Source organism: Eubacterium sp. An11 (genome assembly GCF_002161065.1).
GTDB classification, from domain to species: Bacteria; Bacillota; Clostridia; order Lachnospirales; family Lachnospiraceae; genus Anaerobutyricum; species Anaerobutyricum faecale.
Window position 1 is genome coordinate 105,556 of record NZ_NFLV01000010.1, and the last position, 17,255, is coordinate 122,810.

General features: G+C 46.8%; 12 protein-coding genes. 8 read left to right on the forward strand and 4 right to left on the reverse strand.

Going from position 1 to position 17,255, the window contains the following annotated elements; translation table 11 throughout:
- Positions 1-73 precede the first annotated feature (73 nt).
- From B5E53_RS09720 to B5E53_RS09730, 3 genes are all read right to left on the reverse strand, one after another.
- Positions 74-1,069 (reverse strand): virulence RhuM family protein, encoded by a 996-nt coding sequence (locus B5E53_RS09720; protein WP_087314484.1) that lies wholly within the window; start codon positions 1,067-1,069, stop codon positions 74-76.
- A 171-nt stretch (positions 1,070-1,240) separates the two neighbouring features.
- Positions 1,241-2,305 carry an undecaprenyldiphospho-muramoylpentapeptide beta-N-acetylglucosaminyltransferase gene (locus B5E53_RS09725; RefSeq protein WP_087314486.1) on the reverse strand — a complete coding sequence of 355 codons (1,065 nt, stop codon included), beginning with the start codon at positions 2,303-2,305 and terminating at the stop codon, positions 1,241-1,243.
- Between the two features lie 19 nt (positions 2,306-2,324).
- Positions 2,325-2,576 carry a TIGR03905 family TSCPD domain-containing protein gene (locus tag B5E53_RS09730; RefSeq protein ID WP_087314488.1) on the reverse strand — a complete coding sequence of 84 codons (252 nt, stop codon included), beginning with the start codon at positions 2,574-2,576 and terminating at the stop codon, positions 2,325-2,327.
- Between the two features lie 488 nt (positions 2,577-3,064).
- On the opposite strand from B5E53_RS09730, the gene B5E53_RS09735 reads away from it, so the two are divergent.
- A complete protein-coding gene (locus B5E53_RS09735; protein WP_242963617.1) occupies positions 3,065-3,769 on the forward strand; it encodes a 5'-methylthioadenosine/adenosylhomocysteine nucleosidase in 705 nt (234 codons plus the stop codon).
- Between the two features lie 296 nt (positions 3,770-4,065).
- Positions 4,066-4,737 (forward strand): hypothetical protein, encoded by a 672-nt coding sequence (locus B5E53_RS09745; RefSeq protein WP_087314492.1) that lies wholly within the window; start codon positions 4,066-4,068, stop codon positions 4,735-4,737.
- A gap of 105 nt (positions 4,738-4,842) precedes the next feature.
- Here the strand turns inward: B5E53_RS09745 and B5E53_RS09750 are convergent, their stop codons facing one another.
- Positions 4,843-5,832 carry a polysaccharide deacetylase family protein gene (locus B5E53_RS09750; protein ID WP_242963618.1) on the reverse strand — a complete coding sequence of 330 codons (990 nt, stop codon included), beginning with the start codon at positions 5,830-5,832 and terminating at the stop codon, positions 4,843-4,845.
- Between the two features lie 154 nt (positions 5,833-5,986).
- On the opposite strand from B5E53_RS09750, the gene B5E53_RS09755 reads away from it, so the two are divergent.
- The 6 genes from B5E53_RS09755 (at position 5,987) to B5E53_RS09780 (ending at position 17,084) form a co-directional block, all read left to right on the forward strand.
- Entirely contained in the window at positions 5,987-7,900 is a 1,914-nt protein-coding gene (locus B5E53_RS09755; RefSeq protein ID WP_087314494.1) for an oligopeptide transporter, OPT family, read from the forward strand.
- Positions 7,901-8,044: 144 nt separating this feature from the next.
- Entirely contained in the window at positions 8,045-8,404 is a 360-nt protein-coding gene (locus B5E53_RS09760) for a PqqD family protein (protein ID WP_087314496.1), read from the forward strand.
- The gene (locus tag B5E53_RS09765; protein ID WP_087314498.1) at positions 8,401-8,754 is read left to right on the forward strand and encodes a hypothetical protein; all 354 of its coding nucleotides are present in this window, start codon (positions 8,401-8,403) and stop codon (positions 8,752-8,754) included. The genes B5E53_RS09760 and B5E53_RS09765 overlap by 4 nt, the downstream gene beginning before the upstream one ends.
- Before the next feature lie 112 nt (positions 8,755-8,866).
- A complete protein-coding gene (locus B5E53_RS09770) occupies positions 8,867-10,318 on the forward strand; it encodes an aminoacyl-histidine dipeptidase (RefSeq protein ID WP_087314500.1) in 1,452 nt (483 codons plus the stop codon).
- 115 nt (positions 10,319-10,433) lie between these two features.
- Positions 10,434-11,660 (forward strand): alpha/beta hydrolase-fold protein, encoded by a 1,227-nt coding sequence (locus tag B5E53_RS09775; protein ID WP_087314502.1) that lies wholly within the window; start codon positions 10,434-10,436, stop codon positions 11,658-11,660.
- Positions 11,661-11,840: 180 nt separating this feature from the next.
- On the forward strand, positions 11,841-17,084 hold the full coding sequence (locus B5E53_RS09780) for an Ig-like domain-containing protein (RefSeq protein WP_087314504.1): 5,244 nt from the start codon (positions 11,841-11,843) through the stop codon (positions 17,082-17,084).
- Positions 17,085-17,255: the final 171 nt, after the last annotated feature.

Genomic DNA, 17,255 nt, shown 5'->3' on the forward strand with positions numbered 1-17,255 from the left:
ATTTGTTTTTGATATCAGTGTCGAGAGCAGAATCGAGAAGGATATAAAAATAGCAGTCAGGGAATAATTGTTCTTATGAATGATGAGGCAACGTTGGCAAATCGTCTATAATTACTTTGCTATTTTCTAGTTTTTTTCTATTATGGTCGAACAGTTCGTATTGTTCTTTTGCGAATCTGTCAGCTTCTTCTCTGCTTATCGTACCTCCTGACTCAAGAACCTTCCTTCCTGTAAATTGCAAAAACATATTAAGGCGTTGTTCCCAATCATTCATATACATGGGAATGTGCTGTTTGGCTTGATCTTCGGCATAATCTAAATACATAGTTACAATCCTGTTTAAATTACTAATCTCTTCTTGATTCAAATAATTTTTTGCAATTGTCACATCCGATTTTCTTACCTTAGAACCTTTAAAAGATTTTAATCCCATATTGTCTTTGGTGGCGTCGGCCCGCTCAAATATTAATTCTGGAGCAGTATGGCCGTGTACAGAATAGTGAAGCTTGTTTTGAACGGTTTTATAAAATAATTGAGCTTGTTTGCTTTTTGGGTCATAATCTACTGACGTAGCAAATATATCACGTATTTTGAGATACATTCGTTTTTCAGAAGCTCTGATATCCCGAATTCTTTCAAGAAGCTCATCAAAATAGTCTTCTCCGAATTTTCTAGGATTTTTAAGTCGTTCATCATTGAGGGCAAAGCCTTTCTTCATATATTCAGAAAGTACAGAAGAGGCCCAATTTCTAAAATGCATACCAATATTGTTCCTGACTCGGTATCCAATGGCTAAAATTACTTGAAGATTATATATTTTTACATTCCTTTGTACTTTGCGTGTCCCTTCGGTTTGAACTTGTAAGTAATTCTTACAAGTTGAATTCTCATCTAATTCACCATCGGAATAAATATTTTTTATATGTAAAATAATATTTTGGGGAGTAGTTTGGTATAATTCCGCAATGCTTTTCTGAGTCATCCAGATAGTTTCATCATTAAAATAAGTGTCTATTTTGGTTTCTCCGGTTTCTGTCTGATAAATCAATATATTTCCGTTATTCTCCATGCTGCACCTCCTGATGGTAAGTTATTAAATGTTTGAAAAGGCCCCAAGTGGATTTTGGAGCCTTAAATGTGTTAGGAGTTATTATTCTTCGATTTTATGCAATTCCTCTGGCGTGAAATCTTCTCCATCTTTATCTACAGCCTGTAACGCCGGAATACCCGGCGTTATTTCTTATTTAGAATATTTGATAATCAAATCTGTAATGATCGCAATGGAGTCGTTGAGGCGGCTCTCTTCCAGAGCCTGTTTGTATTCCTCACGTTCGTCATAAACATACTGTACCGCCTTTAAGAGACTGTCATCGGTCATATCTTCTTCCTGCAGAACGTAGCTGTAACCGGACTTCTCAAAGGAAGCGGCGTTTAAGAGCTGATCGCCCCGGCTCTGAGAAGCCGGAAGCGGAATCAGAATGTTTGGTATCTTTAGGGCCAGAAGCTCGCAGATGGCGTTGGCGCCGGCTCTGGAGATGATCAGGTCGGTGATGGCAAACAGATGCGGCAGTTCCCGTTTGGCGTACTCAAACTGTTTGTATCCTTTTTTATCTTCCAGAGAAGAATCATAATTACCTTTTCCGCACAGGTGGATGATATCAAACTGCCTGAGCAGCGCGTCCAGATTGGAGCGCAGCGCTTTGTTGATGGCAGCGGCGCCCTGACTTCCGCCCATAGCCATGAGAACCGGTTTATCCCCCTCAAAGCCGCAGAGACGAAGACCTTCTTCCCGGCTGCCGTCAAAAAGCTCTTTCCGGATAGGAGAACCGCTCAGGACCGCCTTGTCTTCCGGAAGATTCTTTAAAGTCTCCGGGAAGTTGCAGCAGACCTTGGTGGCGGACGGGATACAGATACGGTTGGCAAGGCCCGGCGTCATGTCAGACTCGTGGATGATGACAGGAATATGCCGTCTTCTGGCCGCCAGAACCACAGGAACGGCCACAAAACCGCCCTTGGAAAAAACAATATTCGGTTTCAGCTTTTTCATAAGTCGGGAGGCTTCCGCGTATCCTTTCAGCACCCGGAAAGGGTCTGAGAAATTTTTGATATCAAAATACCGGCGAAGCTTTCCGGAAGAGATTCCGTGATAAGGAATCCCCATGTCTTCAATTAATCTCCGCTCGATCCCGTTATAAGAACCGACGTAATGAATATCATAACCGGCTTCCTTTAGTCCCGGAATCAAAGCCATATTAGGTGTGACGTGTCCGGCAGTTCCTCCGCCGGTTAAAAGAATACGTTTCATACAACATGCCTCCTGAAAATTATTGCATCTGCTGTTTATATGCTGTAAGAGCCTGAGCCAGCTGATCCGGGCAGGATGTTCCTCTGCCGCCGCAGTCAATACCTTTTAAAGTACTGATGACTTCATCAACATTTCTTCCCTTTACAAGGGCGCTGATACCGGTGGTATTTCCCATGCATCCGCCGACAAAATGTACTTCCTTGATGATATTATTATCAATATCGAACTGTATTTCTCTGGAACAAGTTCCTCTGGTCTTGTAACTGTACATGTGTTATATCCTCTTTTCTATAAAAATAGTTCAAGTACGCCACCGGCGTACTTGCCGCAAGGCGCGCGCTCCGAAGGAGCTTTCATCTGCGCGCCTCTGCGATCCGCCGGAGGCTCAACTTTCAGCGGGGAACACCCCGGCTGAAAATTGTAAAAATGTGGTCTCACACAGAGATGGAGATTTCTCTGTACTGTGAAATATTTAGTGAAAACAGTATAGCACCTTTTTTTACAAATTCACAGAGTTAAATTTTACGAAATGTTACGAAAAATTTAAGGTATTTTAGCGAGAATTTCATTTTCTTCACATACAGGATCTGTTGTGGGAAGCCGGAAAATGGCGGGGTTTCCCCGAAACAAAAATCTGTATTCCAGTTTAGGGTGTACACAAGCTGAAAAAATATGTTATACTGGTACAAACAAATGTGTGTGAGAATCACACATGAACTGAGTAAAGCAGCACATAAAAAGAAAATGGAGGATATAGATATGGTTTGTATTGGCGTGATCGGCGCAATGGAAGAAGAAGTTTCCTCTCTGATCCAGCAGATGGAAGATGCGGAGTCAAAGACTCTGGCAGGGATGACATTTTATCACGGTACACTCTGGAATCAGCAGGCAGTTGTGGTAAAGAGCGGTGTGGGCAAGGTCAATATGGCGGTCTGCACGCAGATTCTGGTGGATGTCTACGAGGTGGACATGGTTATCAATACCGGCGTGGCAGGCGGACTTTATAAAGATATCAATGTGGGAGATATCGTGATCTCCAGCGATGCCCTGCAGCATGATTTTGATGTGACAGGACTTGGCTATGAGCGGGGCGTGATTCCGGATCTGCCGGTGTCCATTTTCCAGGCGGATACAGAGATGGTGGAAATGGCGAAAGAAGCTTGCGAGATCGTGAATCCGGAGATTCAGTGTTTCGTGGGAAGAGTGGTCACAGGAGATCAGTTCATTTCCGATAATGACAAAAAGAAAGAACTGGTTGAGACCTTCGGCGGTTACTGTGCAGAAATGGAAGGAGCGGCTATGGCTCAGGTTGCCACCCTCAATCAGGTGCCGTTTGTGATTATCCGCGCGATTTCTGACAAAGCGGACAACAGCGCTCCGGTGTCTTATCAGACTTTTGAGGAGCAGGCAATCGTTCACACAGTGAAGCTTCTGGCTGCCATGTTCCTGAAAATGAGCAAATAACAGAAGATTATGATAAATCCCTTCCCTTTTTGCAGGAGAAGGGATTTTTTTTACGAACGAATCCCCCTTTTCAAACGAAATTCCATTGCTTATAATTGGGACAAATCCAGCCAGACAATTTATGAAAAAAAGTTTCAGGAGGCGGCAGCGCGGCAGGAAAATCCTGGCGGAAGGTTCCTGCTGCAAAAAGGGAGGGGCGTAAGACCGGTGGCGCCTGTCCGGCCGCGAAAGAAGAACGGGGTCTTCGGCGGATTTGCAGCAAATGGTTTGTTTCGATTTGAACAGGAGGGAAGATAATGTTCGAATACATAATAAATAGTACGATTTTTATGAAAACAATCGTGGCGTGCTGTTTCCTCGGCGTGATCAGCTGGTTTATTCTGGAAATATCCTACAGGAGCATGATAAAGTCCACAGCGCAGATAGGAAAGACAAAGAAAAAATGGCTGGTTTCCCTGAAAAAAAGATATGAAGATTATCATGAGATGAATGTAAAGGTTAATAACGTAGCTACTTTTGTTGACCGATTATTCCAGAGAAAAAAGATACTGGGATTGACCTGTTCTTTCTGGCTGACGCTGGAGAGACTTTCCATAGCCGGCTGCGCCATAGCCGGAGCAGCCGGCGCCCTGGCGGCATCCCAGCAGGGTGCGCCTCTTGCGGATGTAATGATATCGTACCTTACCGGCATAACTGCCGCCTGCAGTTTGCTGTTTCTTGATACATTTCTCAGAGCCAATGAAAAGAAACACAGAGTCATCGTCAATATGAACGATTATCTGGAAAATGTACTGGAAAATACCATAAGCGGCAGGGAGGCTGTGGAAGATTCCGTCAGCCAGAAAGCCCGTAACCGCCGTTTGCTCCGGTATGCCGAGGAGAACAGGAAAAAGAAAAAAGTAGAAGCTCCTGTCTCCCCGGAAGAGGAGCAGCTGCTGGAGGATGTGCTGCAGGAGTTTTTCGCGTAAATGTATGTCTGAAATTTTGCCGGCGGTAAATAGATTGCCGAGATTTTGCCGGCGCTAAATGAATTTTCGAAACTATGCCGGAGATCACAGGGAGTCTCTCCTGACTCAGGCATCTCCGGTGGATGACAGATCATAAAGAGACCGGAAGGTGTATCCTTCCTTCTCAAGATTGGTCAATACGGTGTCCAGAGCCTGCGCGTTGGATTCTGATATATTATGGATCAGCGGAATGGCCCCCGGGTGTATGTACTTTTCGAACCGTTCGATGACATAGTCTGCGCCCGGCTGGTTGTTCACGTCATAGTCCGGATAGGCAAGGCTCCAGAACACGGTGGTATACCCCATTTCCCTGGTAATCTGCAGGGTGCGTTCGCTGTATTCTCCTTTTGGCGGCCGGAAGAAAGGATCCATTTCATATCCGGTCGCCTCTTTCATGTAATTGGCATTATTGGCAATTTCTTCCCGGATCGTCCTCTCATCGCTCTCGGGCATACAAATATGGTTGGCGGTATGATTTCCCACCACGTGCCCTTCTTCCTTCATTCTTTTTATCAATTCGGGCTGATCCTCAATGAAATGTTTACATACAAAGAAGGCGGCAGCTGCCTTATGTTTTTTTAGCACATCCAGAATTCCGGGAGTGTATCCGTTCTCATAGCCGCAGTCAAAGGTCAGAAATACCGGCTTTTCTCCTTCTTTCAAATTTAGTTTTGCATACCAGGCGTCATACTTTGTCAGATCGATTTCGTTCTGAACTTCCGGTGTCCGGTGTTCTTCGTTGCGTTTAAACCACCAGGAAGCCATGGTATTCGGCAGGGTGGAAGGATCCACATATTCGGTGGAAGCCTGACCCTGAGAATGATTGTCAGAGCCGTCTGCGCCGGAAGAGTCCGGGGCGCCGCTTCCTTCTCCGGAAGAATTGACAGTTCCCTCACCAGCTTCGCCTCCGGTCTTATCCGCTCCGGCAGCCGGTTCAGAAGTGTTCTGAGAGGAAGAACCTTTCTGACCAGGAAGAAAATGGCAGGCGGAGAAAAAGATACAGGTGAAAAAGAATAAAAAAGAAAAACAGAGGAAATATAATATGGAATGTTTCATAGCGTTTTCCGTATCCTTTCGTCAATTTTTTATAAAAAATGCATTGGATTTTTAGGAAAATTATACATATTTCAATTTTGACTTTATTTTTTTAAGTGATGTTAGTATAATAGCTTTTGTACTACATTACTTTACTAGAATAGGAGAGAAAAGTATGGACAACAAAAATGAGTTCAAGCCTTTTATTCCTGCAGATAAGATTGTGCCGGAGTTCACTGTGACATCCGTTGTACTGGGTCTTATTCTTGCGGTGGTATTTGGTGCAGCAAACGCGTATCTGGGACTGCGGGTTGGTATGACAGTATCCGCGTCCATTCCTGCGGCGGTTATTTCCATGGGTGTTATCCGCGTGATCATGAAAAAAGATTCCATCCTGGAGAACAACATGGTGCAGACCATCGGTTCTGCCGGAGAGTCTCTGGCAGCCGGAGCAATTTTCACCCTTCCGGCCATCTTCATGTGGGCAGCGGAAGGAAAGACCAATGAACCGGGATTTTTCTCCATCGCTATTGTCGCTTTATGCGGTGGTATCCTCGGTGTGCTTTTTATGATTCCATTACGTACAGCTTTAATCGTAGAGGAACACGGAACCCTGCCGTATCCGGAAGGAACTGCCTGTGCGGAGGTACTTCTGGCCGGTGAAGAGGGCGGCGAGAAGTCCAAGGTGGTTTTCGCCGGACTGGGTATCTCAGCTGTTTACAAGTTTATTGCAGACGGACTGAAATTATTCCCGAGTGAAGTTAACTTTGATATTTATGCTAAGAATTATACCTGCGGCGTAGGTCTGGATGTTCTTCCTGCCCTGGCTGGTGTCGGCTACATCTGTGGTCTGAAGATTTCCAGCTATATGTTTGCCGGCGGTATTCTTTCTTACCTGGTACTGATTCCGGCGATTTCCTTCTTTGGAGGGGATGCGTTGTCCTCAGTGACGGACACAGCGGGCAATGCGATTCCGTTTAATCAGCTGGATCCGTCCAGTATCTGGGGCAGCTACAACCGTTACATCGGAGCCGGAGCCGTGGCAGCCGGCGGTATCATCAGTCTGATCAAGACATTCCCGACCATGGTGAGAACTTTTGCCAAGGCGATCAAGGGATTCGGAAAACATATGGATACCAACGAGAGAACCCAGGTGGATATTTCTCTTCGTACCGTATTGATCGGTGTTGTGATCGTGGCCGTTGTTATGTGGCTGGTTCCGGCTATTCCGATCAGCCCGGTGGGAGCTGTCATCGTGGTCATCTTTGGTTTCTTCTTTGCTACGGTTTCTTCCCGTATGGTTGGTATCGTGGGAAGCAGCAACAACCCGGTGTCCGGTATGGCCATCGCCACACTGATCATCACTACATTTGTATTTAAGGCAGCCGGTATGACAGGCGTACAGGGTATGGTCGGCGCCATCACAGTCGGCACAGTTATCTGTATCATTGCGGCTATTGCCGGTGATACTTCACAGGATTTGAAATGTGGTTACATCGTTGGAGCAACACCGAAGCTTCAGCAGATCGGTGAGATTCTCGGTGCTGTTGTGGCAGCTTTTGCCATCGGCGGTGTTATGTACCTGCTCAACGCGGCATGGGGATTTGGTTCTGAAATGATTCCTGCTCCGCAGGCGTCTCTTATGAAGATGGTTGTGGAAGGCGTTATGGGCGGAACTCTTCCATGGACACTTATTTTCATGGGTGTATTTATTGCCATTGCCGTTGAGGTTCTTGGTATTCCGGTACTGGCCTTCGCTATCGGACTGTATCTTCCGATCCATCTGAGTGCTCCGATCTTTGTGGGCGGTCTTATTAAATGGTTTATGGAAGAAAAGAGAAAATATGACAATGAAGAGCAGAAACGCCACTGTGTGGAATCCGGTGTGCTTTATTCTGCAGGTATGATTGCCGGTGAAGGTATAGTCGGTATCATTCTTGCCATTGTCGCTGTATTCAATCTGAATATCGATATTTCCGGCATTTATGGAGACAGCTTTGCTACAGTAGGAAACTGGGTCGGCATTATCGCATTTGTGCTGCTCCTTGCCACTTTGTTCTATTTCTGCCGCAAAAAGAAAGCGCAGTAATTGACACATAAAACAGAAGGTACTATGATAAGGGGGCATTGCCGCAGATAAATGCGGCAGTGTCCTTTTCCATATGAAAAGAGTGCTATGTAACGAGGAAAGAGCGTTTGTGTATCTGCCTCAGGCAAAATGAGAAGGAGTATCATGAAGAAAAAGAAAAAACAGGAGAATTATCTGGACAGAATCCCTGAAATCAACGATAAGAAATGGGAGCTGGATGAGAATGGTCTGGTGGAGGTGACCGTGGAGAACACTGGTTTTTATAATACCATTGCCCAGAAGTTTTTTAAGCGTCCCCGGTACAGTTTTATCAAGCTGGATAAGTATGGCACCTGCGTCTGGCAGCAGATTGACGGTAAGAAAACCATTTACGAGATTGGCCAGATTCTGAAAAATACCCACAAAGGTGCAGCTGATCAGCTCTATGAGCGTCTGGCATCTTATTTTAAAATTTTGGAAAGTAACGGATACGTGGTTTTTCTGAACGGGAGCAGTGATAAATGAAAATCAGTACGATCATTTTGGGAATTATCTTTTTTGCCCTGGTGACCATGCTCATTTATGGCTGGGGCATCGTGCGGCAGAAGAATCAGTCCGGCGATCTGATGAAGCTTTTATTCAGCAAAGGTCAGGGCCGGGTAAAGAAATATCTGAAAAAGAACAGCGCCATCACTCTGGGACAGGCGGCAAAGCTTTGTGAAGGGCTGGAAGCCCGGCAGCCTTTTTCTGCCAACAAGGCGGTGGTGAAGGATGCCAGAGATTTTGCGGATCAGCTTCTTTCCTATATGGTAAAGACAGGACAGGTGGAGAAGCGGGGCGCGGAATATTTCCCGGCTGCCGGCAAAAAGAAATAGCCGCCGGAATCCGGGATACATGAAGAAGGTATCAATATGTGGCACCGGCAGAAAATGTATCTGGCAGGCGCCCCATTGACAATAAATATTTGTACAAATACAGGAGGACATTATGGGAGTATTATCAGCATTGGAACCTGCAAAGGTATTTCAGTATTTTGAGGAAATCTGTTCCATTCCTCATGGTTCAAGAAATGTGGAGCAGATCAGTAATTATCTGGTAAACTTTGCAAAAGAGCGAGGTTTAAAATGCCGTCAGGATGAGAAGTTTAACGTAGTTATCTGGAAAGACGGTTCTAAGGGTTATGAGAATGCAGAACCAGTTATTCTGCAGGGTCATATGGATATGGTGGCAGTAAAGACTGCCGACTGCCCGAAAGATATGGAGAAAGACGGACTGGATCTGGAGATCAATGGGGATCTGATTTCCGCCAAAGGCACCTCTCTGGGCGGTGACGACGGTATCGCCGTGGCTTACAGCCTGGCTATTCTCGATGATCCGGATATGGCGCATCCTCCGATCGAGGCAATCTTCACAGTCGATGAAGAAATCGGTATGCTGGGCGCCGCATACATGGATGTTTCTGACATCAAGGGTCGTCTGTTCTTAAATATGGACTCTGAGGATGAGGGCATTTTCACAGTAAGTTGTGCCGGCGGCGCGACTGTAACCTGTCATTTCCCATATGAGAGAGAAAATGTATCCATGACAGCTATGAACATTTCCATCGATGGTTTTTCCGGCGGACATTCCGGCGTAGAGATTGACAAAGGACGTGCCAATGCCAACGTGGTCATGGGAAGACTTCTTTACGGCGTTATGAACGATATAAGAATCGTCTCCGTCAATGGCGGTGAGAAAGACAATGCCATCGCATTATCCTGCCAGGCGGAGATTGCTGTTCCGGCTGACAAGGCAGAAGAGGTAAAAAACAAGATTCAGGAAACATTTGCGATTGTGGCAGAAGAATATAAAGTGACAGATCCGAATGCGGCCATTCATGTGGAAGCTGACGGTGCGGCACAGAACGCTGATGTGCAGGCGCTCACAGCAAAAGATACCTCCGCAGTGATTCAGGCGCTTCTTCATATGCCGGCAGGAATTCAGAGAATGAATCCGGAGATTGAAGGTCTGGTTCAGACTTCTCTGAATCTGGGAATCCTTCATACCAACGAGGATTCTGTAGATTTATCTTACGCAGTGCGCAGCGCCAGCGAGCATGAGAAACAGTTCCTCATTGATAAGATGAACGCTCTCGCCGTTCTTTTGGGTGGTTCCACAGAAATCACCGGCCCGTATCCGGGATGGGAGTACCGTGCAGATTCCCGTCTCCGTGACGTTCTGGTGGACACTTACCGCGAACTTTATGGCAAAGATCCTGTGGTGGAAGGCATCCATGCCGGCCTGGAATGCGGCCTCTTCGCTTCTAAGATGGGTGACATCGACGCCGTATCTCTCGGACCGCAGATGGAAGGTATCCACACTGTCAACGAGGTACTGAGCATTTCCTCCGTACAGCGTACCTGGGAATTGGTGACAAAGGCCCTGGCAGCACTGAAATAAAGAAACATGCCAGTTTAAATAGCATTCTGAATGAAACTGCTCTGGCAGATATCTTCAGGGCGCAGCGGCAGATGCTGCCTTGCTGGCAGCGAATCTGTCAGAGAGGTGAAAATATATGAAGTATAACATTGCAGAACAGGCGCTGGCCTTCGACCGTGTCCTTCCGTGGGAAGGACAGGTGCCTGCCTGTGAGATTCGTCCGGACGGCCGGGCATTTCTTCGTCTGGCGGCGCCGGAGGCCCGCACCGTTGCTGTGGTCATATCTGACGAGGAATATCCGTGTACCCGCAGGGAAGACGGCGTCTGGGAGATGGAGCTGCCGTTTCAGACCGGGCACCATTACGTACAGCTTAAATTGGATGGTGCGGAGGTGCTGACGCCCCTCCTTCCTATCAGCTACGGCTACAGCAGGCCGTACAATTATGTGGAGCTGCCTGCGACGGCCTATGCCGGAGAAAAGAGAAAAGACAGCCACACAAGAAAAGCGGAATACGCGGAAAGCGGGAGTTCAGACAGTAGTACAGATCCGCGTGCGGAAGGATGCCCGGAGGTCTCAGGAGATGATTTCTGGCACATAAAAGACGTCCCTCACGGAAGTGTCCGCCGGGAATATTTCTATTCTTCGGTAACCGAAGAGTGGGAGAGCTGTATTGTGTACACGCCGGCCGATTACGAGAAACAGCCGGATAAAACTTTCCCGGTTCTCTATCTCCAGCACGGCCACGGTGAAAACGAGACCAGCTGGACCACCGCCGGCAAAGTACAGTTTATTCTCGATAATCTATTTGCGGAGAAGAAAGCCGTGCCTTTTGCCGTGGTCATGTGCAACGGAATGGTCCAGACTGTCACCAAAGACGGCCGCCGCATCGTGGACTTCATGCTGCTGGAGAAGCAGCTCCTTACAGACGTCATTCCATTTGTGGAACAGAAACTCCGCATCGGTGGCAGTAAAGAACGCCGTGCCATGGCGGGACTCTCCATGGGTTCTCTCCAGACCAGTATCATCGGCTTCAACCATCCGGAATACTTTAGTGCTCTGGGCATCTTCAGCGGCTTTGTCACCGATATGATGCAGGGTACCGAGCTTGATATGGTGGACCGCGGTCCGGGCAGCAATGAACATCTGCGGATTCTGGAAGACGCCGATGCCTTCGCCCGCACCTTCCCGGTCTACTTCCGGGCCATCGGCGACGAAGACCCGTACCGGCATTTCTTCGACGCCGACGACAAAATGCTGGAAGAGCATGGCATCACCCACACCCGCCGCATCTACCACGGTATCCACGACTGGAACGTATGGCGGCAGTGCATCCGGGATTTTGCGCAGCTGATCTTCCGGTAGGCGGCGCTTTTGATCATTGAATGGTTGTGAAACAGTGAAAAATATTTAAAACGTGTGTCAAAAACAGCCTGTGATTCGTCACAGAAAACAGTTTTGGCACACGTTTTTTTATGTTATAATATCCATAAATATGTAAGAATTATTTGGCAATATTATAAAAAACAGGGGAGAGGAAGACACATGAAAAGAGTATTATGTTTTATTCTGATATCAATTTTGATTCTGAATACCGCGATTACTCCGGAAATTTCTGCCCGGGCGCATACAGCTGTCGAAGCGATGGCCGGGGGTGGTATGCAGGCAGCGGGTAATGGGGGAGATACAGCTGACAACGAGGACAGTGTTACTCGTCCTGCGATTATGAGGCGGGCGGACAGGATTCTCGGATTACAGAAATATGATGAATATTTTATCGGTGAGTCAGATGCGGATGAATATAGGAGAAATCTGAATAAAAAGTATCCGGCTTCTTATCTTATAGAGGAAGCGAGGTCGCGATTGGGATACACAAGCCTGATGTCCGTCATCAATTTTGCCAATAATGAAAATTTTCGTTCACATCCGGAATATTATTATGAGGCGGCATTGATGTCTCTTCTGTTTGAGCAGATGAACGATCAGAGCTTTTGGGACAGCAGCGAGCAGGAAGTTGACAGAGAGACGATCAATATTGCAAAAAATTTGCTGGGAACAGCCGTTGGCGCAGAGACAGACGCGCTGGAAGAACTGCAAGAACTGGGTAAAAATGATATTTCTGATACAGACTACCTTAATGCGCTGAAAGGATTGCGGGGGCTGCAGAATGCAGAAGCAGTACTGTATAAGATTTTTGATTATGCGACAGACGCTCTTGAAGTTGTTCAGTATGCAGAAAGTTTACAGAAAATATTATCTTTACAGGAAGAAATCGTTGACTTTCTTGAAGAAATGAAAGAGCGTACCAATAATGAGCATCTGAAAACAGCGCTGGATAAGATAGTTGCGGTTTATCGGGAACAGCAGGAAAATCCGGATAATGCCATCAATATTGTAGTGGGACTGCAAACGGGAGAGATGGCCATGAGCCGCATTATGCAAAATTCTCTTGATGTACTCTGGGAAGGATTGTGTGTGATGTTTCCGGAGTTGAGCGTCATAGGACTTGCTCTTAACATTGAAGGTTTTGTTTTGGAACAGGTGTTCAGTCCGGATGCGATCAGCGATGCCTACGCGAAGCTGGCGGCCATATGGGAACTGGAAAAAGTGGCAAGAGATACGGTGTATTATCTGGGACTGGAATATAGTCAGAGTTGTGGAGAAGTAACAGAAGAGAGTGAAAAGCTTGCCGGCGTGTTTAATGCCGGATGGGATTTTTTCACGATTCTGTTGGACGCCGATTGTCAGGCTTCCCTGCTCTTTGCCAAAGTGACATATAATTCAGGACTTCACGGTTTCCTGCAAAGCTTTTCCGGAGGCGACGACTATAAACAGTATGCCGATCAGGTAAAATCGTATCAGGATCAGCTCAGCGTCTGGAAAAATGCGATCTGTATGTATATGGAAGGGTTGAAGCCGGAGAATCGTAAGGTGAGCGGCGCCGTATTCCCGGAGTACGAAGTGGAGTTAGACCCGGGCGAGACGTATACCTTGGATCTGGAAGTGATTCCGGCAGATGCGAAAGATAATTATGTGGATTATGGGATTGTTACGGAGAATGATGATTCCGGGGATGAGGACAGCTATGATATGGTGAAGGAGAATAATATTGTCCGCATTGAGGGAAATAAGCTTACTGCCATATCTCACGGAACGGTTCAGATTGAAGGCATTGCCGGAGATATCAGATCAAGGGATGTTATGACTGTTCATGTTACGTTGGGAGGAATTTCAGAAAACGGACTGATTTTCCGCGTGGATGAAAATAATGAGGCCATTATCACAGGATATACAGGTACAGCGTCAAAGGTGGAGATTCCGTCATACATTTCCAATTCCAGAACGGATACGATAGAGACAATGTATCCGGTTACAAAAGTGGAGAAATTCACTGGGCAGAGTGGTAAGAATACAACTGTACAGGAGATTGTCCTTCCAGCTTCGGTCAAAGAAATAAAAGATTATGCCTTTTATCAATGTACGGCGATGAAGAAAATTAATCTGGAAAATGTAGCGCAGATTGGGGAGTATGCCTTTGGATATTGCAGTTCATTGGAGGAGGTGGCTTTAAAACAATCAGAGACAGAAGTTACAAGAATAAGAGGTTTTGCCTTTGCTTACTGTTCTTCTTTAAGAAAAATTGATTTATCAAAAATATTGCTGGCAAATATTCCGGAAGGATTCTGTTATAAATGTACCAGCCTGAAGACGATTCTCTGGCCCCAAAATGTACAAAGGATTCGCTATTGGGCATTTTATGACTGCGGATTTGAAGAGCTGGAACTTCCGGATACGGTCGGCTGGCTGGAAGCATCGGCAGTCGCCGAATGTAAGAATTTAAAAATACTTGTACTGCCATACAGTATAGTGAAGGTTGATCCGGACCCTCTCAAATTTATCAATGCGGACGATACGGTATATTATGTAGAACAATATTCAGATATCTATCGTCGGCTGGAACAGTGGAATAACGCTATGGGGTATGATTTCCACATGGAGTATATAAGATATCTCACCACTCCAAAGCCATCCTACACGGTATCGGTGGGGGAGACGCTGACGATCCCCTATCGGAAGAATCCTGTTTTAGCGGGAGAAGTCATTACATTTGCAAGCAGCGATCCGTCTGTGGCGTCAATCACCACAAACGGCGTGCTGACTGGAAAAAGACCGGGTACGGTAACTTTATCCTTAAAATCTTCTTACGGACAGACATTTTCCAGCTGTAAGGTGACGGTGACGGCGGCTTCCGGTTCCGGGGCACAGGGAAATTCCAGTAACGGAGCGTCATCTGCCGCAGGAGGAAATGTAGAGCAGGTAGTCAGAACAGCGAAGACCATTAAAAAGACGAAAAAAACAAAAAATATTACTGCAGCCACAACAGGGAAAGCGTTGAAATTGAAAGTAAAGTTGACGCCGTCCAACGCGAACGAAAAAATCACCTGGACTTCCAGCAAGCCAAAGGTAGCGACAGTCTCTCCGGATGGCAAAGTAACCCCGAAGAAAAAAGGGAAGACTAAGATTACTGCCCGAATCGCTAACGGTAAAAAGGTAACCTGGAAGATTAAGGTTAAAGAATTAAAGGCGAAGAAAATCAGTCTTAATAAAAAGAAAGTAACTCTGCACGCAGGCGAGACCCTTCGCTTAAAAACGAAATTGAAGCCGAAAGGTTCCACAGCGAAAATCAAATGGAAGTCCTCTAAGAAAAAGGTGGCGTCTGTCTCCAAGAATGGAACGGTAACTGCCAGGAAAAAGGGAAAGGCAATCATTACCGCCCAATTGCCAAACGGCAAGAAAGCGAAGTGTAAGATTATGGTGAAAAAGGCTGTGCCGCAAAATGGCGGTTCCACTGGCGGCAATAAAAACAACAGTGGTAATACCGGCAGTTCCAACGGACAGAATCATACCGGCGGGAACTTCAACAGCAGTAATATCTCTGGCGGCGGCAGTGCGGTTACACAGCCGGGCGGCGATACCGGGAACCAGCCGGGAGGAAATCCGGGCGGCGGCTCCGGTACGTCGGGTGATAACCAGTCTCCGGGAGATTCCGGCAATCCAAACCCTGATGATTCTGACACACCGGGCGGAGACAGTTCCGACGATGAAAAGGTACCGACCAAACTGACGCTCGCTGCTGATCATCTCACCTTAAAAGGAAGATGGCAGGCCATCACCCTGTCGGCGGGAGAAGAGACAGAGGTCAATGTGGGAGATGAGCTGGAGATTACCGCCGAACCGGACAGTTTCTACGGCGACAGCCAGATACTGGACGCCGATATCACAGAAGGCAACGATATGCAGAGGATTCACTGGAGCTCTGCGGACGAAACCGTTGTGAAAGTATATAACGGCGGGTTGATTCGGGGCGTCCGCACCGGAACGACCACGGTCACGGCAACGACCACCGACGGCACCACGGCAGAGTGTCAGGTTACAGTGGAAGACGCAGACTTACAGTGGGAATCTTCTGATACAGAAGTGGCAGAGATTTCGTCTGTGGACAGCGACGGCCGGACGGCGTACATCACCACAGGAAAGGAAGGTGCGGCGGATATCATCGTTTGCAGCGGCAGTTATCAGTCAACATGTCGTCTGACGGTGTCTGCTGACAGTACAGATCCGGAGCAACCGACAGAGCCAACTGACTCAACGGACAGCACAGAGCCAACAGAACCGACAGACCCGACGGACAGCACAGAGCCGACAGAACCGACCAATCCGACGGACAGCACAGAGCCGACAGAACCGACTGACCCGACGGACAGCACGGAGCCGACGGAGCCAACCGACCCGGATGATTCTGATGACCCGGATAATCCGGACGCGAAGCCAATCTCCACGAAAGAAGACCTGAAAGCCATCGCTAATGATCTGGACGGCGATTACATTTTGACAAAAGATATAGATATCAGCGGAGAAAACTGGACGCCGATCGGCACGATAGAAGAACCGTTTACAGGAACGCTGGACGGAAACGGGCACACGATATCAGGGCTTACGATAGAGAAAGAGCTGTATATGGAGAATGAAGAATATTATATTGGCCTTTTTGGAGTTCTGCAAGGGGGCAGCCATACGAATGCCGTGACGATTTCTGATTTGACCTTGGAAGGAACGATTGTCTTGCGGGGAGGACAGGGCATAGATAATGAAGAACTGGAGCTGTGGCTTCAGGCAGGAGCGCTGGCGGCAGAGGTAAACTGGGCGATATTTGACAACTGTACGAACAGAGTAAATATCACAGCAGATTTTTCCATGACGCAGGATACTGACGATATGAATTTATATGTAGGCGGAATGGTCGGTGGCTGCAACGATAACAGCCATATGTATTTCAAGCAATGCACGAATGAAGGAAAAATCAATGTCAAAGTCAATGGAGGAGAGGAGATTATGGCATACATCGGAGGGCTCATTGGCAGGGGCGTAGCTGATATTGCCATACAAGAGTGTACGAATAAAGGCAATATCACTGTGAGTACAAAAACCAGCGATGTAGAAGGTGGACAGACAGTTGTAACATACACCGGAGGTATGGCCGGGGATCTTATCATCGCCGATCTTGTCGATTGCATGAACCATGCGGATATCCATTGTTATGCTGAGATAAAAGAGAAACCTGAATTTTCTCCGTCAGGAGAATATTGTCTGGCAGGTGGAATGGCGGGAAAAGAGAGAGCAGGAATCACAAAGGAAAATCTGCAGAATACTGGAAATGTTTCAGCGGAGTCACCAAATGAAGAAATGACGGTATTGTACGGCGAGTTGTTCGGTTTTCCGGCAGAATAATTTCCCGGAAAAAAGAACTTAGAAAACAAAAAAATTAAAGAGATCTGTACAGTGATATGCTCCCCTTTAGGTAGACAGTTGAAATAATAAAACTGTTTATCTGGAGGGGAGTTTTATTATGCCTAGAGGAATATTACCAGAAGTGAAGCTACGGGCCGTAAAAGATTACAT